At 43.8% G+C, this 21,370-nt stretch carries 26 protein-coding genes and 1 pseudogene; 4 read left to right on the plus strand and 23 right to left on the minus strand.

What is annotated here, in order from left to right; all coding sequences use genetic code 11:
- Positions 1-394: 394 nt before the first annotated feature.
- On the minus strand, positions 395-886 hold the full coding sequence (locus tag ACFQNG_RS17955) for a magnesium chelatase subunit ChlI family protein (protein ID WP_379867230.1): 492 nt from the start codon (positions 884-886) through the stop codon (positions 395-397).
- Positions 887-981: 95 nt separating this feature from the next.
- Here ACFQNG_RS17955 and ACFQNG_RS17960 point away from each other — a divergent pair, with 95 nt between their 5' ends.
- Positions 982-1,356: a helix-turn-helix domain-containing protein gene (locus ACFQNG_RS17960; protein WP_379867186.1), complete on the plus strand. Its 375-nt coding sequence runs from the start codon at positions 982-984 to the stop codon at positions 1,354-1,356.
- Positions 1,357-1,573: 217 nt separating this feature from the next.
- On the opposite strand, the gene ACFQNG_RS17965 is transcribed toward ACFQNG_RS17960, so the two are convergent.
- Both ACFQNG_RS17965 and ACFQNG_RS17970 read right to left on the minus strand, forming a co-directional pair.
- The gene (locus ACFQNG_RS17965) at positions 1,574-2,020 is read right to left on the minus strand and encodes a ferritin family protein (protein WP_379867188.1); all 447 of its coding nucleotides are present in this window, start codon (positions 2,018-2,020) and stop codon (positions 1,574-1,576) included.
- Between the two features lie 394 nt (positions 2,021-2,414).
- Entirely contained in the window at positions 2,415-2,678 is a 264-nt protein-coding gene (locus ACFQNG_RS17970; RefSeq protein ID WP_379867190.1) for a hypothetical protein, read from the minus strand.
- Positions 2,679-3,270: 592 nt separating this feature from the next.
- Between ACFQNG_RS17970 and ACFQNG_RS17975 the strand changes: the two genes are divergently transcribed.
- Together ACFQNG_RS17975 and ctaD are read left to right on the plus strand one after the other, a co-directional pair.
- On the plus strand, positions 3,271-3,684 hold the full coding sequence (locus ACFQNG_RS17975; RefSeq protein WP_379867191.1) for a carboxypeptidase-like regulatory domain-containing protein: 414 nt from the start codon (positions 3,271-3,273) through the stop codon (positions 3,682-3,684).
- A gap of 41 nt (positions 3,685-3,725) precedes the next feature.
- Entirely contained in the window at positions 3,726-5,555 is a 1,830-nt protein-coding gene (ctaD, locus tag ACFQNG_RS17980) for a cytochrome c oxidase subunit I (RefSeq protein ID WP_379867232.1), read from the plus strand.
- An 80-nt stretch (positions 5,556-5,635) separates the two neighbouring features.
- Here ctaD and ACFQNG_RS17985 read toward each other — a convergent pair whose 3' ends face one another.
- From ACFQNG_RS17985 to ACFQNG_RS18040, 12 genes are all read right to left on the minus strand, one after another.
- The gene (locus ACFQNG_RS17985; RefSeq protein ID WP_379867193.1) at positions 5,636-5,821 is read right to left on the minus strand and encodes a hypothetical protein; all 186 of its coding nucleotides are present in this window, start codon (positions 5,819-5,821) and stop codon (positions 5,636-5,638) included.
- A gap of 412 nt (positions 5,822-6,233) precedes the next feature.
- Positions 6,234-6,692 carry a hydrogenase maturation protease gene (locus tag ACFQNG_RS17990; protein WP_379867195.1) on the minus strand — a complete coding sequence of 153 codons (459 nt, stop codon included), beginning with the start codon at positions 6,690-6,692 and terminating at the stop codon, positions 6,234-6,236.
- On the minus strand, positions 6,689-8,095 hold the full coding sequence (locus ACFQNG_RS17995; protein ID WP_379867197.1) for a nickel-dependent hydrogenase large subunit: 1,407 nt from the start codon (positions 8,093-8,095) through the stop codon (positions 6,689-6,691). Before ACFQNG_RS17995 ends, ACFQNG_RS17990 begins: the two co-directional genes overlap by 4 nt.
- Positions 8,096-8,098: 3 nt before the next feature.
- Positions 8,099-8,998, minus strand: a complete 900-nt coding sequence (locus tag ACFQNG_RS18000; protein WP_379867199.1) for a hydrogenase small subunit — start codon at positions 8,996-8,998, stop codon at positions 8,099-8,101.
- Positions 8,995-9,492 (minus strand): cytochrome b5 domain-containing protein, encoded by a 498-nt coding sequence (locus ACFQNG_RS18005; RefSeq protein WP_379867200.1) that lies wholly within the window; start codon positions 9,490-9,492, stop codon positions 8,995-8,997. The genes ACFQNG_RS18000 and ACFQNG_RS18005 overlap by 4 nt, the downstream gene beginning before the upstream one ends.
- 119 nt (positions 9,493-9,611) lie before the next feature.
- Positions 9,612-9,872 carry a hypothetical protein gene (locus ACFQNG_RS18010; protein ID WP_379867201.1) on the minus strand — a complete coding sequence of 87 codons (261 nt, stop codon included), beginning with the start codon at positions 9,870-9,872 and terminating at the stop codon, positions 9,612-9,614.
- A gap of 38 nt (positions 9,873-9,910) precedes the next feature.
- Positions 9,911-10,909, minus strand: coding sequence for a hydrogenase expression/formation protein HypE (gene hypE / locus ACFQNG_RS18015; protein WP_379867203.1), 999 nt, complete (start codon positions 10,907-10,909; stop codon positions 9,911-9,913).
- A 15-nt stretch (positions 10,910-10,924) separates the two neighbouring features.
- Positions 10,925-12,043, minus strand: coding sequence for a hydrogenase formation protein HypD (hypD, locus tag ACFQNG_RS18020; RefSeq protein ID WP_379867204.1), 1,119 nt, complete (start codon positions 12,041-12,043; stop codon positions 10,925-10,927).
- Positions 12,006-12,203, minus strand: coding sequence for a HypC/HybG/HupF family hydrogenase formation chaperone (locus tag ACFQNG_RS18025; RefSeq protein WP_379867206.1), 198 nt, complete (start codon positions 12,201-12,203; stop codon positions 12,006-12,008). Before ACFQNG_RS18025 ends, hypD begins: the two co-directional genes overlap by 38 nt.
- 1 nt (position 12,204) lies before the next feature.
- Positions 12,205-14,643: a carbamoyltransferase HypF gene (gene hypF, locus ACFQNG_RS18030; RefSeq protein WP_379867208.1), complete on the minus strand. Its 2,439-nt coding sequence runs from the start codon at positions 14,641-14,643 to the stop codon at positions 12,205-12,207.
- Positions 14,583-15,260: a hydrogenase nickel incorporation protein HypB gene (hypB, locus tag ACFQNG_RS18035; protein WP_379867210.1), complete on the minus strand. Its 678-nt coding sequence runs from the start codon at positions 15,258-15,260 to the stop codon at positions 14,583-14,585. The genes hypF and hypB overlap by 61 nt, the downstream gene beginning before the upstream one ends.
- Before the next feature lie 4 nt (positions 15,261-15,264).
- Positions 15,265-15,507 (minus strand): hydrogenase maturation nickel metallochaperone HypA/HybF, encoded by a 243-nt coding sequence (locus tag ACFQNG_RS18040; protein ID WP_379867212.1) that lies wholly within the window; start codon positions 15,505-15,507, stop codon positions 15,265-15,267.
- Positions 15,508-15,901: 394 nt separating this feature from the next.
- Here ACFQNG_RS18040 and ACFQNG_RS18045 point away from each other — a divergent pair, with 394 nt between their 5' ends.
- Positions 15,902-16,378 carry a ferritin family protein gene (locus tag ACFQNG_RS18045; protein ID WP_379867214.1) on the plus strand — a complete coding sequence of 159 codons (477 nt, stop codon included), beginning with the start codon at positions 15,902-15,904 and terminating at the stop codon, positions 16,376-16,378.
- Positions 16,379-16,609: 231 nt separating this feature from the next.
- On the opposite strand, the gene ACFQNG_RS18050 is transcribed toward ACFQNG_RS18045, so the two are convergent.
- The 8 genes and pseudogenes from ACFQNG_RS18050 to ACFQNG_RS18085 all read right to left on the minus strand — a co-directional run.
- Complete coding sequence (locus ACFQNG_RS18050) at positions 16,610-16,876, minus strand: metal-sensitive transcriptional regulator (RefSeq protein ID WP_379867235.1); 267 nt, start codon at positions 16,874-16,876, stop codon at positions 16,610-16,612.
- A gap of 437 nt (positions 16,877-17,313) precedes the next feature.
- A complete protein-coding gene (locus tag ACFQNG_RS18055) occupies positions 17,314-18,078 on the minus strand; it encodes a sulfite exporter TauE/SafE family protein (protein ID WP_379867238.1) in 765 nt (254 codons plus the stop codon).
- 32 nt (positions 18,079-18,110) lie between these two features.
- A complete protein-coding gene (locus ACFQNG_RS18060; RefSeq protein ID WP_379867216.1) occupies positions 18,111-18,587 on the minus strand; it encodes a DsrE/DsrF/DrsH-like family protein in 477 nt (158 codons plus the stop codon).
- A gap of 95 nt (positions 18,588-18,682) precedes the next feature.
- Positions 18,683-18,910: a sulfurtransferase TusA family protein gene (locus ACFQNG_RS18065; protein ID WP_379867219.1), complete on the minus strand. Its 228-nt coding sequence runs from the start codon at positions 18,908-18,910 to the stop codon at positions 18,683-18,685.
- A 30-nt stretch (positions 18,911-18,940) separates the two neighbouring features.
- On the minus strand, positions 18,941-20,071 hold the full coding sequence (locus ACFQNG_RS18070) for an MBL fold metallo-hydrolase (protein ID WP_379867221.1): 1,131 nt from the start codon (positions 20,069-20,071) through the stop codon (positions 18,941-18,943).
- Positions 20,072-20,090: 19 nt separating this feature from the next.
- On the minus strand, positions 20,091-20,663 hold the full coding sequence (locus tag ACFQNG_RS18075) for a sulfurtransferase TusA family protein (protein WP_379867223.1): 573 nt from the start codon (positions 20,661-20,663) through the stop codon (positions 20,091-20,093).
- Between the two features lie 3 nt (positions 20,664-20,666).
- A pseudogene (locus tag ACFQNG_RS18080) lies at positions 20,667-20,951 on the minus strand (rhodanese-like domain-containing protein).
- A gap of 217 nt (positions 20,952-21,168) precedes the next feature.
- Positions 21,169-21,370: hypothetical protein (locus tag ACFQNG_RS18085; RefSeq protein ID WP_379867225.1), on the minus strand; the 202-nt coding region annotated here is incomplete at its 5' end.

The following is a 21,370-nucleotide window of genomic DNA, read 5'->3' on the forward strand; positions in this document are numbered from 1 at the left end:
ATGAGCCGTTTTGATTCCAGAAACTGTAGAATGATCATATTTAGTAATCGTTCTGCATCAGTCTCGCATGGGCAGGCTCTTTTTTGGTAAGAAACATAAAACACTCACGGAGGAGTGAAACATTCTTAGTTCAATTCTGATACATTCAGTCCAAATGGGAAGGGTAACCCGCATCTTTTCACCATTGTTCTCAATAATGCTCAAACCTTCATTGCAAACATAAAAGGTGACGGTTTCATCTCGAATGAGATGACCGTCACCACATCACATCTGCCTCATGAACAACGGCAACCATCAAAAAGAGGAAACTCGTTCGGACAATGCCCCAGTCACCCACGTTGCTTGAAAGCTTCTTTCCTTCGTTGATGATGTCTCATCACAACCCATCCTTCCCCTACTCCCAAAACTTCCGGTCCAACGCCCGGTACTGGATCGCCTCGGCGATATGGGCCACCTGGATCCTCTCTTCCCCCGCCAGGTCGGCGATGGTGCGCGCCACCTTCAGGATGCGATCATGGGCACGGGCACTCAAGCCGAGCGTGTCGAAGGCCTGCTTCATCAGCTGGCGCGATTCCTTGTCCAAGGCGCAGTGTTTGCGGATATCCGCCGTGCCCATCGTGCTGTTGGCTTGCGTTTCCTTCCCACGGTACCGCTCCCGTTGCTTCAAGCGGGCCCGGTTGACCCGGTCGCGGATGGCGGCAGAGGATTCCCCTTTTTCCACTCCGCTTAATGTCTTGAAATCCACCTTGAGCACTTCGATGTGGATGTCGATCCGGTCCAACAAAGGGCCGGAGATTTTGGAGCGGTACCGTTGCACCTGATGTGGGGTGCAGGTGCAACTGCGGTCTTCCTCGTAGCCGAAAAAGCCGCAGGGACAAGCGTGCAGATAACAATGTTGGCATTACATTAACTCGAACGGAAAAATTGAACGTTACCAGAAGTCATTATTATGATCCTACAAACTCGACTACGGCCGCGCGAGTGAGAAACGCCCGGATTTCACAAAACATGACCATTAGAGAACTGGCCAAAGCTGCTGGCTTGAGCGATGTGGCAATCAGTGACATTGAAAATAACAAATCCAAGCCAACGATCACTACTCTCCGACGAATCTCAAAAGTTTTAAATCAACCTATTTCACATTTGGGATGTTTTGAATCTTTGCCAGAGGTTACTCTTGGACAGAAGATTAAAAAGGCCCGGCTTTATCACGGGCTAACAAAAGAAGAGTTTGCAAAACTGTTATCTGTTGACACCAAATCATTAAGAAATTGGGAAAGGGATATCTGTAGACCATTGGATAAACATTTACAGGTTTTATATAGATATATCCAAATACTAATACCAGGTTACTAACAAAATAAATACCCTCTGAAAATTTGGCGGAGAGGGTGTTTACTTGGAAAAAAACTCTAATAGTTGAATTGGTACAACTGTACATCATCTATCCGCAATTAAGCCACCTGAATAAACAGGACTGTTGACAGATTTAAAAGTGTTTTTGTCAAGCTGTGTAGAATAATCTACACAGCTTGTACTAGATGTTTGATTTTTCCGAATACAACCGTATGACTTATAACAAAGCTCGCTGATAAGTAAAACGTATGGCATGCTCTCCCTCATCAGTAAAACCCTTTAACAAGATATCCCTTGCAACAGGGTCACTCGTGGATAAGTACATATCTCGATACATTTCATATGCCTCCAGTTCATCTTCCACCGCTTTTTCAACGGCGTTTGCATAGTCTTTAAACTGAACTGGTTGAAATGGTGGTACTGGTGCTCTTTTTCCAGTCAATGAAGTGTATAGATTAGTAAACGACTGATAATGTTCCTTTTCATCTTCCAGAGCATGTTGAAAGTCACGCCGTGCCTTATCGGTTGGAGCAATTTGCACAACACGTGTATAAAAATCAATAGCTTGTGCTTCACCTGAAGCAGCCTTTAATAAATCCTGAAGAAATTTGTTTAAATCTTTGTACATATAGGCTCGATTTGATTGATATGTCCACGCATACACATTTTATTCCTCCCCTTTGACATGATGATTCTCATTTTATGTCAAAGGGAAAAAGTTGGTGATAAAACCCGCTATCCTTTATTTCTTCTCTACCGTATTTTGAACAAACCTAAAGGATGTGCAATCAATATACGGAGCCATCTTTCCATTTATCGGGAAGATGATACCGAAATCGACGGATGCTTCTCTACACCAAGTAGCTTGGATATTTTCTACTTTCACATAAAAAGTGAGACAGGCAGGGTGCTCATGTGGTCATGCCAAAATATGGACGTTGATCCCCTCATCATCATTGGAGATGTTCAGCGCTTCAACGGCCATCCGCAATTTTCCAGCCGAACGATTTAGACAGACTATTCGCAGTGGTAAAACTTACGAATAGCCCGTTTGTCACTTAAAACCTTTCATTTACTTCCCAGGACTCTACGATCTGATGGGCGGTTCCCGGATCATAGCCTCTTCCCATCAAATAGATAATCGCCGCCACTTCGCGCAACGCGTGTTCGAATGAAGTGTATCGAGCTTCACGAAGGCCATACTGGACAAAGGGTTCCACCGCTCCCAATGTGGGTGCTTTCATTCCTGGGTAAAGGGGTTGCCGCAGATGCCGTCTCGGCTCTCTGGGGAAAAATTGGTTAGAATGCGGAGCATAAGACATGATATTCATCTCCTTTTTTTGAAAACAGATGGATTCATCATGCAGTATATGAGGAAAATCTTCTGATGCACTGCCCAAAAACCACATGATATCTATTGTGATTAGGCACCGGCTTGTGAAGAATAAAATTGGTCTGAAGGTTCACTCCGGATCCTTTGAAACACCATGTGAGTCAAGAAAGAACCCCCAGGATCTCCTGAGGGTTGAGGTTAATGACCCTGCCGTAGAAGGCAGTTTGTCAGTAACCTCACACCAAGCTGTTTTCAGCTTGGTGTTTATCTATTGTTCAACCTTCACTGGCGAACTTCGACCATATTGATTTCGGAGTCACCAATCTAAGTGAAAATTCCGTTTCTTTCACTTTTTGCTTTCTGTCTTTCATTTCAAAAGACCTCTCTTATCTATCTCCTCTTTAATAACATTGTGGCAAAAGTCTCTGAGCGATAAATAGGGTTTAAAAGATGATTGGTTGTTGCGAGAACGACAGGAACAAAACCGGGAGTAATAAAGAAATTACCTTTTCGTACATGATTAACGATTTATTCAATGGTGCATACTTTATCTATCTAGGTTGCGACGGTAGGTGATTGAAATGGACAAGCGCTTGGTGATGTTATATTTTTTAATCATTCCCATGATTGTTCTCACTTCTATCCTGGTACAGGGAATATTGGAATCGTTTCGGGAAGTGAGCCGGTTTGCCGTTGCGAGAGGGGTCGTGACTGATACAACCGGAAAACCCATGAGGGAAGTCAGTGTGGAAATCGTTCCAGTCGGGCAAAAAAACAGCCGCAATTATATCCGGTTGAGCGACCGGAATGGGAGATGGCATTGGGAAGTGCCTCCAGGGGTTTATAACATTCACCTGAGAAAAAAAGGATTCCGGCCGCACAACATCGACTCAGTTAAGATCGGGCCAAAAAACGTGTTAACGTGGAAGACCGCATTAACGCCATGGAAAGGGAAAGCAGTCATGCGGAAGGGGGATTCGTCTTGGGAACATTAATCGTGATTTTCGTCTTCGTTTTGTTTCTCCTAGCCATTTTTATGGGCGGCTACGCGAGGGATTTTAAGGAACGTGCCGAACAAACGAAGTTATGGGATTGGATTACGACGGTAGACCATAAAAAAATCGGGATTCTATACTTCAGTGCGGGTTTTTTCTTTTTTTTGCTTGCCGGATTGGAAGCGTTTTTGATCCGCATGCAGTTGATATTGCCTAAAAACGATTTTCTGATTGGGGATGCTTATAACCAAGTGCTCACGATGCATGGGACCACGATGATGTTTTTCGCCGCGTTGCCGATGTTTGTCGGTTTGATGAACGTGATTGTTCCCCTGCAAATTGGGGCGCGGGACGTGGCTTTTCCCTTTTTGAATTCCTTGGGATTTTGGCTGTTTTTCGTCGGCGGGTTGATCCTGAATTTGGGATGGATTTTCGGGGGAGCACCCGATGCCGGATGGACCTCCTATCCGACATTGGCGTTGAACCCATTCAGCCCCGGTCCCGGAGTCGATTATTACGTTTTGGGCTTGCAGATTTCGGGAATCGGAACCTTGCTGACCGGGATCAATTTTATGGTGACCATCATTAACATGAGGGCCCCGGGAATGACGTTTTTGCGCATGCCGCAGTTTACATGGGTCACCTTTGTGACATCGGGTTTGATTTTGTTCGCCTTTCCCGCTTTGACGGCAGGATTGTTGGCGCTGATGTTTGACCGCCTGTTCGGCAGTCAGTTCTTCAATGCCCTGATGGGCGGAAGCGTCGTCGTGTGGGAACATATTTTTTGGATATTCGGTCATCCGGAAGTGTACATTCTGGTGTTGCCGGCCTTTGGGATCATGTCGGACGTCATCAGCACGTTTTCGAAAAAACGGCTGTTCGGTTATACCTCCATGGTTCTCGCCACGGTGTTGATCGGCTTTTTGGGATTTATGGTTTGGGTGCACCATATGTTTACGGTGGGGTTGGGGCCCATATCCAACACTGTGTTTGGCATTGCCTCTATGTTGATTGCCGTGCCGACAGGTATTAAAGTGTTTAACTGGCTATTCACCATGTGGGGCGGAGAAATTCACTTTACGACCTCCATGCTGTTTGCATTGGGGTTTATTCCCACCTTCGTGATGGGTGGTATGACAGGTGTAATGGTGGCCCTGCCCTCCGCTGATTTCCAGTACCATGACAGTTATTTCGTCGTGGCGCATTTCCATTATGTCTTGGTTGGGGGAACCATCTTAGGCATGTTTGCCGGCATGTACTACTGGTGGCCCAAAATGTTTGGAAAAATGCTGAACGAAACATTGGGCAAAATCCATTTCTGGACGTTCTTGATCGGATTGCATTTGACATTCTTTCCGCAGCACTTTGTCGGGCTATTCGGCATGCCGCGCAGGGTGTTTACCTACGCCCAGGAAAGCCTGGATACGCTCAACTTCATCAGTTCGATTGGCAGCATCGGGATGATGATCGGAATGATCGCCCTACTGTTCAACTTTTACCTGACGCACAAGAAAGGGGCAACGGCCCCGGCCGACCCTTGGAATGGGCGTACACTGGAATGGTCCATCCCCTCTCCGCCGCCAGAATACAACTTTGCCCAATTGCCGTTGGTCAGGGGTTACGATGCGTTCTGGTTGGAAAAACAGGAAGGAAAAAAGGAAATGCCCCCGGCGGAGCCAAAGGGTTCGATCCATATGCCTTCCCCTTCTCCGTTGCCTTTCCTGATGTCAATCGGGATGTTGATAGCCGGATTGGGATTCATTGCCAGAGGCAATTACTCAATGGCGATATTGGGTTTGGTGTTTGTAATCATCGTCATGTTTGTCCGATCTTTTGAACAAGATCACGGATATCACATCGACCTGAAATGATGCGGAAAGAGTCGAAATGGCATGATGCATAGTTTAGACAGGCTATTCGCAATGATAACTGACGAATAGCCTTTTGTCACTTAAAACCTTTCATTTACTTCCCAGGACTCCACGATCTGATGGGCGGTTCCCGGATCATAGCCTCTTCCCATCAAATAGGTAATCGCCGCCACTTCGCGCAACGCGTGTTCGAATGAAGTGTATCGAGCTTCACGAAGGCCATACTGGACAAAGGGTTCCACCGCTCCCAATGTGGGTGCTTTCATTCCTGGGTAAAGGGGTTGCCGCAGATGCCGTCTCGGCTCTCTGGGGAAAATTGGTTAGAATGCGGAGCATAAGACATGATATTCATCTCCTTTTTTTGAAAACAGATGGATTCATCATGCAGTATATGAGGAAAATCTTCTGATGCACTGCCCAAAAACCACATGATATCTATTGTGATTAGGCACCGGCTTGTGAAGAATAAATTGGTCTGAAGGTTCACTCCGGATCCTTTGAAACACCATGTGAGTAAAAAAAGAACCCCCGGGATCTCCCGGGGGTTGAGGTTAATGACCCTGCCGTAGAAGGCAGTTTGTCAATAACCTCACACCAAACTGAAAACATCTTGTCATTTTCCTATTGTTCAACCTTCACTTGGCGAACTTCGACCATATTGATTTCGGAGTCACCGATCTAAGAAAATGCCGTTTCTTTCACTTTTTGAATTTGACGTTTTACATTGATCATAACCTGATGAAAACGATTATTTAAAATCGAGCTCAACCCCAGATTAAAATCTATTTGGAATGGTTCAATTCCAATCAAAATTCCCTTTATCCTTTGTTTCTTATGATAGAGGAAATGAAAAAAGTGCAGGTTATGAGATGAAAATCCCAAATTCATTAATGGCATTTCATCCAATGAATAGATGCTTATCTCGCCTGGTTCCTTTCCCGTTTTCACTGCATCGATGACAATGAGATAAGAGGTGTTTTCAATCACATCTAAGCAGAAATCAATATCCGTTTCCCCAACTATGTATTTCACACTCTCATCCTTGTTCTGTTTTTGAAGTTCCTCAACGATGTAAACGCCGATCCCATCATCCATCATTAACCGGTTCCCCATCCCCAATACGACGAACCGAGTCATCCAAACACCTGAATCGTGAAGGGATCATGTCCCGGTCGATAAACATGTGTTGCGCACGACATGCAAGGATCGAACGAGCGCAATATTCGTCCCAATTCCACTGGATGATCGGGTTGTTTAATCAGTGTTCCCATCAACGCCTGTTCGGCCGTTCCTCTCGTGTTCTGATCCCGTGCGGAAAAATCCCAAGCGGATGGAGTAATGATCTGATAAAACGAAATCTTTTTGTTCTCGATTTTAAGCCAATGACCAAGCGAGCCCCGTGTCGTTTCCACATACCCCGCACCTATTGCCGACTCAGGCAGTTTCCACTCTTTCTGTACTGAAATATCAGGAGTGATCTGATCCAACAAGATTGCCATGATTCGTGTAATTTTTTGCGCTTCCAATACCCTAGCAATGGTTCGATCCATCGCTGAGATTCCTTTGCGGTATTCCCCGCTCAGCCATAAACGGGCCAGCGGACCCACTTCGCAAGGGAGGTTGTCATATCGGGGTGCTTTGACCCATGAATAAGCTTTTTTCTTCTCCATATTCGGCTCGGGCATGGTTTCCAGTGGCTGATAGCTGTTTTTTCCTTCGTACCACGAATAATCGATTTTTTCTGTGATACGCTCAGGATCAAACGGTTCTATTTTTCCTTGTATGTAGGTTTTTGGTTCTACATACAAGATGCCCAGGCTCTTATAACAAAAGGCGCCATAACTCAGAAAATTGCCTGGGCCTCTCCCCATTTGAAACAGTTCTGGATAATAGTCTGCAATCGTATAGACATCAGGAATCATGACTGTATCTATAAACTCTGCGATCTTTTTGAGAATGGACTTAATTTTGATTATTTGATCCGTTGTGGCCGGTGTGGCGATCCCACCGACAAACACACCATGATTATGAGGTGCCTTCCCTCCCAACACCGCCAACATTTCATGAGCTAGTCTGCTTATCGCAAGTGATTCAAAGTAGTGTTCCGCAAGTTTACCGTTTTTTTCTTTCGAAAGCCTGAAATCTTGATGATCTGTTGTTTGCAAGGGAGAGAGATCCGGCATCTTGACAAAATCAGGGATGGAATATTGATAAAAGTGACGGATATGATTTTGCAGAAATTCACAGCAATGAATGATATCTCTTAAGTAAACTCCCTGTTCGGCAGGTTCAACATTTAAGGCATCCTCCAATGCAAGCGACGCTCCCACTGAATGGGCGGTTGAACAGATCCCGCAAATGCGTTGCGTCAAATAAACCGTATCAAATGGATTCCTTCCAACCATCATCTGCTCAAACCCTCTGAAAAATGTGCCTTTGGTCAAAGCTTCCGTCACCCTGTTATTTTCTATCACGACATCCAATTCCATAAATCCGCTGATTCGAGTGAGGGGGTTGATGGTCACTCTTTTTTTTACCATTGCTTACTCCTTTGTTATATCATAAGTAACAAAAGGTTCCATTTTATCCGGAAACCCGAATTGGGAACAACCGATGCACGTACTTGCCCCAATCGGCCAGTTCACATAACCGTTCCATTTCCTCGTGGGACAATCCACTCTTGTCACCGGACCCCGACAACCCAATTTAAATAAACAAAACGGCTCTCCCAATGTCTTTGAAAAAATCCCCCGCTCAAAATAAATTAACCTTGGGCATCGATCATGGAGCGATGTGCTGTAAAATAAGAGCGGTCGATCTTGTTGATCCAGCTTGGGCTCACCATACATTAAGAGATGGGCCAACGTTCCTAAAAACCAATCCGGATGGCATGGACAGCCAGGCAGTTTGATCACTTTGCGATTTAACACGCTCTGTAATCCGACACACTGGGCCGGATTGGGTCTCGCTGCGGAAGGGCCGCCATCCACAGCACAAGCGCCCACCGCGATCACATGCGAAGCCTTCTCCCCGAGCATTTTTGCCGCTTCAAGTCCGGTGAGCGGCTCTCCCTTCCATCTTCCAATAACATGATAAAGCCCGTTGTTTTTTAAGGAAACAGCACCTTCCACAGCTAAAATGAAGTCTTCCTTTTGTTCAATCAGCGTGACTAATCTGGATATCGCCGCTTCCCCTTCTGCCACCATCAAACTGTTGCTATACACCAAATCCACCATGGATGTGATTGCATATTCCAAATCAGGATTTGTGCCATTCATCAAGGAGATAATGTTGCCCGAACACCCGTTAAGCTCAAGCCAAACTAACTTTTTCTTCTTCAATTCTCCCCGTTTTACTTTTTGTTTGGCTTCTTGGGCCAATCTTTGCGCAACGGCCTCATTTGTCAGGTCTTCCGGTGGCAAGACCACCTGCTCCCCCTTCAAGAAACCAACCTCCCAACCGGTTTAAGAGTATTTAAAATCCATTGCTGACCCGCATGACAGGAAGCAAACTCTTGCGTCAGGTCCTTTCCGGCCGTCAAGCCAAAGTGTGTGGCGGCAGACCATGCTGCATTGTTGGTCACATCATACACCGTGTTGCCAACGGCAACGTAAGCGGGATATCCATTTTTTCCGTTAAACTTGGACAATTGCTCTCTTGTGATTGTGCGAAGATCTGGCACGGGTTGCTGTGTTGGCGGCAATGGTCTCATGGGGGGCGCAGGCGGTGCAGGAAACGCTGGCGGAGGTGGAACAGGATAGGTTTTGGACTCCAATAGCTTGATTAACCATTGCAAATTGCTGACTTTGTTCCAAAGCTGATTTAAATGCAAATTTTTCGTGTGAAAATCGGTTGTCGCATACAAAAGACGAATCAGATAATGTATTTCCGAAAAAGTGTTATGGATGTGGTGGCGGATTATCTCTTGGTTAAACATTTATGATTCCTCCCACATAAAGTGTCTTATCCCATTGTCTCTTGATCGCGCACGGGAAACACTGCGGTTTTCAGAAAAATGAGCCGACGTTGTGCAAGAGAGCCCATGGTAACCTTCGCTTAATCATATTCCGTTATGGATATTTTATGTTCATGTGTAGTCTGCACGTCTGTCAATTTGTGTTCCATATGTTCAAGCCGTGACTGAAGCTGTTCAGTCAAACTCTGCACATGGACAAAATCACTTTCCAAAGAACTTAAGCCTTTTTTCATCAACAAGTCGTTCCAATGTGCCAAATATTTCTCCAGAAGCTGAACCGTGTCGCGCATCTGTTTTAGGGAAATTTGCACTTCTGCCACATTCAATCTTTCTTGACACATGATAACCCTTCCTTTCTCAGTTCATTCTCATATAAAGACTAACAAATTCTTGGTAACGGCGCTCCTGATAACATCCCCAGATTCCGTGTCCCGCCGGTCAATGTCTTTAATAATACTTGTCCGTTTCCTTCCGAGATCACTCCAATCTCCGCCGCCATTTCAAAACCAGGTATCGAACGCAAAAAATGAATGAATGCATCGGCTTCTCCAGCTGAAACAACAAACAAAATTTTCCCTTCATTTGCCATATAGTAAGGTTCGATCCCCAGCAATTCCAAGGCACCTTTCACCTCTTGTTTGATTGGGATCCTCTCTTCTTCCAGCAAAATGTCAACCCCGGCACTTACGGATATTTCCTTTAACGTTGTCGCGATCCCACCGCGTGTCGGATCTCTCATAAAGCGGATGGATTCAAACTTTTCCAATGCCTGCTTAACCAAATGATTGAGTACACAACAATCGCTTAAGATCGGGGAAGAAAAGCTGATCCCCCCGCGTTCGCTCAGCACGGCAACAGCATGCTCCGCAATCCCTCCGTTGATTACCACGCGATCACCTGGTCGGATCTTTCCAATGCCTAATCTGCCCGGCTGATTAGTAAAACCGATACCCGTTGTATTGATATACATCTGATCGCATTTGCCCTTTTCCACCACTTTCGTATCCCCGGCAATGATGCGTACCCCTGCTTCTTTGGCAGCAGCAGCCATCGAATGGACGATTCTCTTCAATGTGCCGATTTCCAAACCTTCTTCCAGAACAAATCCCGCTGTCAGATATGCGGGTTGCGCACCACTTACAGCTAGATCGTTCACCGTACCGGAGACGGACAATTTGCCAATGTCTCCCCCGGGAAATTGAAGCGGATGAATGACAAATGTGTCCGTGCTGATCAAAAGATGCCCAGATCTTGCCTCAACAAGCGTTGCGTCTCCTTGTTGATCAAGCTCTTTATCTTGAAAAGCCAGCCTAAATACTTCATCAATTAATTGATGTGTCAGTTTTCCCCCATCACCATGGGAAAGCAATATTTTCATGCCACTTACTCCCCTTTACATACCAACAGATTCTTTTTCTTGTTCATATTGGTAATAGGTAAAACAAGTTCCCTCAGATGAAACCATACAAGGCCCCAACGGGTTTTCCGGTGTGCAAACTTTGGCAAACAATTTACAGGCAAATGGTTTTTCTTTGCCCTTTACGATCTCGCCACAGCGGCATCCTTTGATTACCCTGCTCTTTAGCGGTTCGATGGCAAACTGCTTTTTCGCATCAAATTGTTGATAGTTCGCATGCATTTCCATGCCGCTATATGGCAATGTGCCAAACCCTCTCCATTTGACAGAACATACGGAAAACACTTCCTTCAGCAAATTTTGCGCTTTGACATTACCCTCTTCTCTAACAAAACGGGGATAATTATTGCGTATGAGACGTTTCTTTTCATTCATTTCATTGGCGATCAAGTAGATGGAAGTGAGCAAATCGACTGGCTCAAAACCGCCAATCACAGCCGGAACATTCTTTTCCTCCAGCACGGTCCAACCTTTTCTTCCAATGATCACCGAGACATGACCGGGCAACAAAAATCCGTCCAGTTGATGTGTCGAATCTTCCAATAATGCACATAAGGCGGGCGGAGTGAGCTTGTGCGCGGAATATACAAAATAATTATTTACTCTCTCAACACTTGCTCTTTTTATGCTTACTGCGACGGATGGTGCGGTTGTTTCAAAACCAACACCAAGAAAAACGATTTTTTTGTTTGAATATTTTTTTGCCAATTCGACAGCTTCCGAAGGAGAGTGCACAACTCTCACATCCGCCCCATTGGCTCTTTCCTGATATAGATTCAACCGTGACCCCGGGACTTTCATCATATCCCCAAAAGTGGTCACAATGATGTCTTCTTTTTCTGCATAAGCAATCATCTGATCGATGTCCGATTGGTTTGTTACGCAGACGGGACAACCTGGTCCGCTGATCAACTCCACATACGGAGACAATAAGTCCCGTACGCCTGTTTTGGAAAAGGACAATGTATGAGTTCCGCAAACTTCCATTATACGGAGCTTTCTTCCCAGTTCTTGCTGCTTTTGCACCAAGAGGGGCACAAGCTTCCCAAATATTTTTTTAGACATTGTCCCATCGCGAAAAGCCGCTATATCCATCCTTTTCCAACATCTCCTTCCACAGTGAGATACTTTCCAACGCCATTTCTTGATCGATCACTTGGATGGCTTCTCTTGCATGAATTAGGACATACTCATTCGGTTCAATATGCTCTAATAGCGTAATTCCAACTGTGACGATACTTCCTAAGTAATCCACCTTAGCCTTTCCCACTTGCTGATCCAATTCGATTATCTTTGCAGGTACCGACAGGCACATGGTTTTGATACCACCTCCACAAAGCGGAAACAGCTTGCCCAAACGCAAGGCCACCATCTCCGGCGGGAATTTTTTTATGTGTGAAAACAGAAAATCCTTCTTGTTGCAAAAGTTTTTTGGTGCAAGAGAGTAGATAGCGGTTATTCCAGACACCACCGCTTAACACAACCGAACGAATGCCCGTTTTTTTATGGGCGTGCAATACCCCCTCTCGAACCATTTCGCTGATGGTGTGATGAAATTTCAAATTGATCACTTCTGCAGAGATAGACTGTTCCCGGTCAAGAAGCACTTGCATGATGAAACGATCAATCCACCACTCGCCATCTTTCAGTTCAAAGGGATAATATGTTCCTCTATGATTCGAAATCACTTTTTGATCCAATCTCTCAATCATTTCACTTAATAAAATGGCCGCTTCTCCTTCATAGGAACTTTCCATGCATATCCCCAAGATGGCGGCAATCCCGTCAAACAGCCTGCCTGAACTGCTCACTTTCGGCGATGGGATTCTTCCATCTAATTGCGCCAAAACGATAGGCAATTTTTCTTTCGTACACGGGAAGAGTCGTTTTCCCCAGCCGATGGTTTGATCACCGTTTTGAACTGCTTCGTAAATCAAAGACATGCCCGTCATCCATGGGTGCCGAATGGCCGATTCCCCACCTGGCAGAGTGATGGGTCGCAAGTGGACCATTCGCTCAAACGCCGTATAATCACCCACCAAAATTTCAAATCCCCATAGTCTCCCATCTTGTCCATAGCCTGTTCCATCGAGAATACATCCAATCACTGGGGAGATAAGTCCGTTTTCCGCCATACATGACGCCATGTGTGCATGATGGTGATAAACTGGAACGACATCACCGGGCCCCTTGTTTGCTTCCTTGGAAAAAAAATAGTCTGGATGAGGATCATACGCAATCAGCTGTGGTGTTTTGCCTAGCATTTTTTCAATGTGCTTCAGCGCGCGACGATGATTCGATAAGCTTTCCAAATTCTCCATATCCCCCAGATGCTGACTCAACAGGGCTTGATCTTCATATAGAAAACAAAAAGTGTTCTTCATTTCTCCACCTGTTCCGAGGACAATCGGAGAAGAAAAAAGGAATTGCTTAAACTCTTTCTTTTGTTCATCCGCTTGAACAGGATAGGGAAAAGTCAGCAATTCGGGCACATATCCTCTTGCCCGTCTGATTAAACATAATTCGCCTTCCATAACGTGCCCGACTGAATCATCGATCCCAATGATGATTTCTCGATTATGAACCAAAAACAAATCGGCGATTTCACTCAATTGAGACAATGCTTCCTCATTTGACCTCGCTATGGGATAACCACTTTTATTGCCACTGGTCGCAATAATAAAATCGAATCGGCCGCCAAATAATAAGCGGTGAAGCGGCGTATAAGCCAGCATAATCCCAATGCGCGTCAAACCCGGCGCAATCACCTCCAAGGGAAGGTGCCTTCTTGCGTTTTCTTTTGGCTTCAACAATAAAATCGGGGCTTGGCGGCTTGTAAGAATTCGCCGTTCTCTACTCGAAATCTCAAAATACTCCTCCACCACAGCCAGATCTCGCGCCATCAATGCAAGAGGCTTACGCGGACGGTGTTTCCGATTTCTCAATTTTTCAATTGCATGCATATGCGCGGCATCACAAATGAGATGAAACCCTCCAATTCCTTTAACAGCCAGAATCTTTCCTTCAGATAAAGCGGTGGATGTTTCCGTTAACCAGTTTCCCGCAATTTGCATTCCCCGGCTGTTTAATAATTCCATTTTGGGGCCGCACTTGGCACACGCGATTGTTTGCGCATGAAAACGGCGATTCATCGGATCAGAAAAATCCAAGGCACATGTTTGACACAATGGAAAGGAAGTCAATGAAGTTCCATCTCGATCATAAGGCAAGGACCGAATAATGGAATATCGAGGTCCACAATTGGTACAACTGGTGAAAGGATACAGATGAAATCGACTATTCGGATCCAGCACTTCCGCAATGCAATCCTCACACACAGCTAAATCAGCCGGAAATACGGAAGAACATTCTTGTGAGTGTTCACTTTCCTCGATAATAAATTCCCGATCGCCTACCGGAGAAAGGTGAGACACTAAAAGGTGGTTGATTCTTGCCGGTTCTATTGTCTTTTGAACCAACTCGTTAATAAATGATTCGATGTTTTCCCTCTCTCCTTCAACCTCAATGATCACTTCTCCTGATCGATTTCGCACATACCCTGTCAATCGGTTGCTAACAGCAAGCCGATAAACAAGCGGACGGTATCCAACCCCTTGAACAATCCCTCTAACATTTAGTCTGATTCTGTCTTTTGTTTTTGTTTTTCGCACTCGTTTAACAGCCATGTTATCCATTGCACCATCCCTTCTCCATTCATAGCCGACAATTGGAATATAGGAATGTTGGGATTCACTTTTTTGATCTCTTGTGCAAATCGTTTGAGGTTAAATGCAACATATGGCAACAAATCGATCTTATTTAATATCACTACATCTGCACGTTCAAAAACGGAAGGATACTTTAACACTTTGTCCTCCCCTTCTGCTGTACTAAGCAACGCGACACGCAAATTTTCCCCCAAATCAAATTCTGCCGGGCACACAAGATTTCCCACATTTTCAATCACCAGCAGATCCAGTTCACTCAACTGGATATTTTCTACGATCTTAGAAATCATCTTTGCGTCCAAATGACACGCACCATGCGTGTTTATTTGCACTGTCTTTACTCCTTGAGCTGCTATTTTTTCAGCATCAAGTGTTGTAGCTACATCCCCTTCAATCACGCCAACGCGCAAATATTTTTTCAAATCTTTGATCGTTCTCTCAAGCAAAGTGGTCTTTCCTGCCCCTGGTGAACTGATCAAATTTACCGTCAGAACGGAGTGTTTTTGAAAAAGTTTTCGATTCTGTTCCGCCCACGCTTGATTACCATGCAAAACGGATTTTTGCAAATAAACTTGTTTTTTCACCTCTTTACTCTCCTTCAATGTACTCAACACAGAACACCCTACCTTCCTTGGTCTCCATTTCTAAAGTAGCTGTATCTGCAATCGGTTCCTTTTTCAGAATATCAAAAGCAAATTGCAAGGAATCGGGCATAAGCAATAACCCTTCTCCCAAAACAAGTTTCACTTTATGTACTGCCACCATTCCTTCCTCTTGCGCAACCGTTTCAACAATCGATAATACTTCAGCCATCAAACTAACTTCGTGCATAGATTTCCCCTCAAGGTATGAAAATGGTTAGACTAATAACCTTTCTGTGGAGGAGCGCCGACACAATAACATCTATAAACCATTTATATGCATAGCGATTACATATAGAACAGTTGAATGTATAGAGACTATTTCAATACCATCTTTTGAATGGAGACATAGGTTTGGCGGCCGCTCCTAAAACGTTTTCCCATTCGCTTCACTTTGTCCATCTTCGCACATGAGGATAAGGTTTTCCGCTCATTAACTACTTTTGAAATAACTTATAAATAATCTTCACAGGGACAACACCTTTCCTCATTTATGCAGAAAGGATGTTCCGCATAAAGATATGCACCCTATAGACCCTTGCGTCATACGATGTATCATCTGTGCGTAAAGGAGAGGAAAAATGATGAACTATTTTTATCAATCCAGTGTAATGCGGCCAATGATCCATGCGAATGGGAATATGTATCAAACAAACCCGGCCTACGCCATCCCATTGTTAAAAGAAGCGGTTAAAGATGAAAGAACGGATGAGTTGTTTTATGATTATTTGATTCAACATGCACCATCCCAAGAGGACAGAGAGGTCATTACATCCATTCGGAATGATGAAAGAAAACATCGCAGGATGTTCAGGGAAATGTACTATTCTTTGACAGGCCAAACCATTGAAGGCGATGAATACGAACCCTTTACTCCTCCCGCTTCTTATTTGGAAGGATTGCGGCGCGCCATCTTCGGGGAGTCGGGGGCCGTTGAACTCTATAGAAAGATTTACTTCACAATTCCTAGAAAAGCCTTTAAAAACATGGTGTTTGAGATTATGACTGATGAGCTTAAACATGGAATTCGATACAATTACCTTTATGCGAAAAACAAATAGCCCTGGCTCAGATATGATGCAAAAGAGGCATGTCCCATCTCCGGAAGCCTCTTTGATTCCATTCATCTTATCTCTTTGCTTTTCTCAGGGTCAAAAGAGAATCCAACTAAACCTATAAGTTCTTTCAAAAGTACCTCTCGGCTCCGAGACAAGCAAAAAAAACAAAAACCGATTTCTAACCATATCAAGGTCAAAATCGGCTTGAAAACAGTGTCTTCTTAACAAATATATTCATCTACTGCGTACCATTAAATTCATTGCTTCCTCTAAAAGCTTTTTGGTATTTGCATTTCCACCTTTTTCTAGCTCTTCCCTCAAACAATGTTCCAGGTTATGAGTCACAATATACGTAATCGACCGATCCACGGCTGAACGAATCGCGGATAATTGTGACACGACATCTTTACAATCTTTATCTTCATCCATCATGCGCAAAACTCCGCGAACCTGTCCTTCAATACGGCGTAAACGTTTTTTTACATCATCATCATATAGCATGGTATTTCCCCCTACTTGCTTTTTCTGATCGGTTCTTTCCAATGCATGAATCCACCTTGAATACATGCTGGAACCCGAGCTTGCCTTCTTGTCAGGCGGCTATCGCCCTTCGCCGAACCGCTTCGGCAGTACAGATAAATGCGTTCGTTCAGTACCCGTGCGGAAGACTTTTTCTTTAATGATTCCCTTTTGACTAAGCGGAATATTTATTGCTCCAGAAATATGACCTGCATGAAATTCATGTTTTTCCAAACATCAATCAAACGAATTCTTTTTTTATGATATTCATTAATTCATTCGGGCTTATTTTTTAATGCCCAGATTCATAAGGAAAAAATAAAGAATCCCGCCTAATAATACGATAATACCAACGAAAATACTAATCAATGGATGTTTTCCTTCTTTGAGAGAAAAAATCCCCCTTAAAGTTTTGGGGGTTAATAAAGAAGAACAAACCATATTTTTACAGATGTAACCACAATGACGATCAATAATATCACTTGTAACGTTTTGGGTTTTACTTTTTTTCCAACGATTGCCCCCAAAGGAGAGGCGATCAGACTGGCAATAACCAAAATAATGGCGGGAATTAGAAAAACTTGACCGGTGACCACTTTTCCAATGGTGGACCCAATAGAAGATATAAAAGTAATAGCAAGAGAAGTAGCAATCGTTATTCGGGCGGGGATTTTCAAAACAACCAACATAACGGGAACCAGGAGAAAAGCACCGGCTGCGCCAATAATCCCGGAAGCAATCCCGATGATAAATGCAGATATTATCGCTAAAGGAATATGAAATGTCACTCGATCTACTGTGATATCATCCAGTCCTTTTTTGGGAACAAACATCATGACTGCCGCAATCGTCGCCAAAATGGCATAAACCAAATTAATTTGTCCTTCACTAAGCAATTTGGACACATACCCACCAATAAAGCTCCCAATTAAAATACTGATCCCCATGTAAAGAATAAGAGCCTTATTCAAATATCCTCCTTTTCGGTAAGTAAGCACCGCAGTGATAGTCGCAAAGAATACTTGAACCGCACTAATTCCCGTCACTTCATGAGCAGTAAATGCAGTAAATCCCAGTAAAGGAGGAACAAAGAGCAGCATTGGATAGTTAATAATCGATCCTCCAATGCCCAACATTCCGGAAGTAAAAGAACCAATAAATCCAATGAAAAAAATGAGTATCATCAATCCTATATCCACATCTGAACACTTCTTTCTTAGATAAACAAGTTAAGTTTTGCCTCGTTTGCTTCTGCAAGATATGATGCCACCCCAGCATACTCAAGTCCGTCAATCAGCTCTTCTTTTTTAATTCCCAGCACATCCATGGACATGGTACATGCGACCAATTTAATATCCAGTTCTTGTGCCATTTCGATGAGCTCTTTCAGAGTCGTAATATTTTTCTTCTTCATGGTGTATTTCATCATCTTGGCTCCCAAGCCACCAAAGTTCATCTTGGAAATTCCCAATTTTTCAGGCCCTCTCGGCAACATCTTCGCAAACATCTTATCCATGAATGATTTTTGCACACGTACATACTGCTCTTTACGAAGAATGTTCAGTCCCCAAAAGGTAAAAAACATGGTCACTTGGTTTCCCATCGTAGCAGATCCCGTTGCAATAATAAAGCTTGCAATGGCTTTATCCAAATCGCCACTGAATACAATCAAGGTTGATTTATTGTTTTCCATTATTATCTTCCTCTCCCATTTGAAGATTTTAACTGAGATGATCACCTTCGATCCTTCCCCCATGAATATAATGAAGGAGATCATCTTTGAATCACTTAACCTTTTTGGATCCAGAATTTATAGACACCGTTATCTTCGCTTTGTTCCTTCACTTGATGCCCTGCTGTTTTAGCCCATGCAGGAATATCACTTAAAGCTCCTGAATCGGTCGTATGAAGTTCCAGAATTTGTCCATATTTTAATTCATCCATCGCCTTTTTTGCGCGAACAACGGGCATGGGACAAGAAAGCCCTTTTGCATCTAACACTTTATCTGCGTTCATTTTTCATTCGTCCTCCTTAACAAAAATGAATTAATCATGCACGGCACAACGGTTGGGGCCAATTTCCATTTCTCGCTGTTCATCTTCTTTAGGGGTGAGTTTCCCCATATTGGTTTGACGAATTTCCTGATAAGCATGGGGTTGTGGCGGAAGATTCTCCGTTACCATTTTGCGGAATACCAGTTCATCTTCTACTTGCAGACCCGCATTTTTCGCATACAGTTCTCCCAGTTTGGCAAACACGCGTCCTTGATCATCCATTTCGCTAATCTTTCCAAAGTGTGCTGGCAGAACAAGAAGCTCTGGTGAGAGTTCTTTATACAGTTGGTATAGGGAACGGCGCAGATCTCCAACCCAGTCTTCGGCTTTTCCTGCCAAGTCGGGTCTACCGATGGAATCCACAAATAAGATGTCTCCAGACAGAAGATATTGATCATCCACTATTAAGGATGTACTTCCAATCGTATGCCCTGGAGAGTACAGAGGTTGAATACGAATGAGTGCATTACCGACCAGAACGTCTTTTCCTTCTTCTAATGGTTCGTATGAGAAAGTCACTTCAATCGCATCTTTAGGGGGGAGATAATATGTCGCCCCCAGTTTTTCAGCCAATTTACGACCACCTGAAATATGGTCAGCATGGAGGTGGGTATCGATCAAATATTTAATGGTAAGCCCCTTTTCTTGAGCAAATTGCTCAAACGTATCCGTCATCCTTACCGCATCGATGATCGCCGCTTCACCATTAGACTCAACCAGATAGGAGAGACACCCTTTTCCGATTCGGTTAAACTGATAAATGCTTCCACCATTTTTCAGATCGCCGATTTTGACTGGATAGAGGTATTCACTCCACACCCTCATACCGCCCTGGAGATAATACACCTCATCCACACCCGCTTCATCCAATTGCTCTGCCACAAATTTGGAGGAGCCTTCTTTTGCACAGACGACCAGGATATCTCTCTCGTCTTTCGGCAATTTTTCTAATGCGTGTTCCACACCATCAATTAGATCAAAATACGGAATGTTAATGGACTCCACTTTTTTTCCTTCGATTTTCCAATTGGTGTAGTCTTCTTCATTCCGTACATCCAAGATAAAAAGTTCCTCATGAATGACTTTTTCGGCTGCTTCTTTTGACGTCATCATTTTTACCATGAAATGCACACCTCCTTTCTTATTTTTCTTGATCGACTGGACCTGTCCACTTAGACATTCCAGGAACGACATTGATCACATTTTTAAACCCATACTTGGTCAACTGTTGAGCAGCCATGTCGCTACGGGTGCCTGTGCGACAGACGACATATATGGGTTGATCCTTTGGAATTTCATTCATTCGATCTTCCAATTGAACAAATGGAATTGAACAGGCCCCAGGAATATGTCCAAAAGCGTACTCTGCTGGTTCACGAACATCTATTAGAAGAAATCCTTCATCTCTATCCAGCTTTTTTAATAGCTCCTCGTTTTGAACGACATGAGGGTGCTTTCGCTCTTTTTGTAATTCGGACTCACTAGCTTTTCGCAAATAATGCTTCAATACCTCTCCTTCTTCTTTCGTGCCCAAGTATTGATGCCCCGTGTTTTTTGCCCATCCTTGAATATCTGCCAAGGAGCCGGGGTCCGTCGCTTGTATCTCAATTACCTGACCAGGCTCCAGTTGATCCATCGCCTTTTTGGTACGAACGATTGGTATAGGACAAGAAAGGCCCTTGCAATCTAATTGAAAATCGACTTTGATGGACATATTTCACTCCTCCTTATATTGCGTCTTTCCTTTCCAAGCAAGCATCCCACCGATCATGTTTTTCACATTGAATCCATGTTCTTGCAAAAACTAACAGGCTAGCTCACTTCTACCTTCTGAACGGCACAACATGATGTATTCATTATTCGGATCCAATTCATGCAGCCGATCAGGCAGGGTCCTTATAGCGATATGTTTCGCTTCCGGGATTTTCCCTTCCGCTACTTCCTTTTCATCTCCAACATCAATAATTTTCAGTTTCTCTCCTTTTGGGAGCCGGTGTTCCACGTCTTACGGTGTAATGGTTGAAATGTTTTTTTAATGAACCCCCCCCTTTTTTGTCAAAATTAATGTTTCCAAAGGCAACCACAATACAAATACCCGTATAGGTATATAATCGAAGTAAAAAATACAAACCTAAATACCGAAGGTTTGCTTCGATATACTAATACCTCTATGGGTATAATAATAAAAAAGGCAGTGCTTTTTGTCAACATCCACTGGATCATTCATTTGGAACTGAACAAAGAAGGAATCCAGCCGCTTGAGACCCCGGAAAAAAGTAGCTAACATCTCTGCTGTATGCGGAGAATACGGAATATTGCAAACTCAATATTACAAATGGAAAGAGACCTTTCTTCAGAGACTGATGCAAAAGCATAACATGATTTGTAAAAGTGCCTTCGGGCACTTTTTTTGTTACACTG

The sequence above is a fragment of the Laceyella putida genome (assembly GCF_042665195.1).
Lineage (GTDB): Bacteria > Bacillota > Bacilli > Thermoactinomycetales > Thermoactinomycetaceae > Laceyella > Laceyella putida.

Coding starts and splice junctions, on each gene's coding strand:
- hypE (WP_379867203.1), bottom strand. CDS start 10,909: ATGAAAATATTGCTTTCCCATGGTGATGGGGGAAAACTGACACATCAA.
- ACFQNG_RS18065 (WP_379867219.1), bottom strand. CDS start 18,910: ATGAACGCAGATAAAGTGTTAGATGCAAAAGGGCTTTCTTGTCCCATG.
- ACFQNG_RS17975 (WP_379867191.1), top strand. CDS start 3,271: ATGGACAAGCGCTTGGTGATGTTATATTTTTTAATCATTCCCATGATT.
- ctaD (WP_379867232.1), top strand. CDS start 3,726: ATGGGCGGCTACGCGAGGGATTTTAAGGAACGTGCCGAACAAACGAAG.
- ACFQNG_RS17990 (WP_379867195.1), bottom strand. CDS start 6,692: ATGACTCGGTTCGTCGTATTGGGGATGGGGAACCGGTTAATGATGGAT.
- ACFQNG_RS18040 (WP_379867212.1), bottom strand. CDS start 15,507: ATGCACGAAGTTAGTTTGATGGCTGAAGTATTATCGATTGTTGAAACG.
- ACFQNG_RS18005 (WP_379867200.1), bottom strand. CDS start 9,492: ATGTTTAACCAAGAGATAATCCGCCACCACATCCATAACACTTTTTCG.
- ACFQNG_RS18070 (WP_379867221.1), bottom strand. CDS start 20,071: ATGGTAAAAATGATGACGTCAAAAGAAGCAGCCGAAAAAGTCATTCAT.
- ACFQNG_RS18055 (WP_379867238.1), bottom strand. CDS start 18,078: ATGATACTCATTTTTTTCATTGGATTTATTGGTTCTTTTACTTCCGGA.
- hypF (WP_379867208.1), bottom strand. CDS start 14,643: ATGGATAACATGGCTGTTAAACGAGTGCGAAAAACAAAAACAAAAGAC.
- ACFQNG_RS17970 (WP_379867190.1), bottom strand. CDS start 2,678: ATGTCTTATGCTCCGCATTCTAACCAATTTTTCCCCAGAGAGCCGAGA.
- ACFQNG_RS18050 (WP_379867235.1), bottom strand. CDS start 16,876: ATGCTATATGATGATGATGTAAAAAAACGTTTACGCCGTATTGAAGGA.
- ACFQNG_RS18060 (WP_379867216.1), bottom strand. CDS start 18,587: ATGGAAAACAATAAATCAACCTTGATTGTATTCAGTGGCGATTTGGAT.
- ACFQNG_RS17995 (WP_379867197.1), bottom strand. CDS start 8,095: ATGGTAAAAAAAAGAGTGACCATCAACCCCCTCACTCGAATCAGCGGA.
- ACFQNG_RS17985 (WP_379867193.1), bottom strand. CDS start 5,821: ATGAAAGCACCCACATTGGGAGCGGTGGAACCCTTTGTCCAGTATGGC.
- ACFQNG_RS18075 (WP_379867223.1), bottom strand. CDS start 20,663: ATGTCCATCAAAGTCGATTTTCAATTAGATTGCAAGGGCCTTTCTTGT.
- ACFQNG_RS18010 (WP_379867201.1), bottom strand. CDS start 9,872: ATGTGTCAAGAAAGATTGAATGTGGCAGAAGTGCAAATTTCCCTAAAA.
- ACFQNG_RS18045 (WP_379867214.1), top strand. CDS start 15,902: ATGAACTATTTTTATCAATCCAGTGTAATGCGGCCAATGATCCATGCG.
- hypD (WP_379867204.1), bottom strand. CDS start 12,043: ATGGATATAGCGGCTTTTCGCGATGGGACAATGTCTAAAAAAATATTT.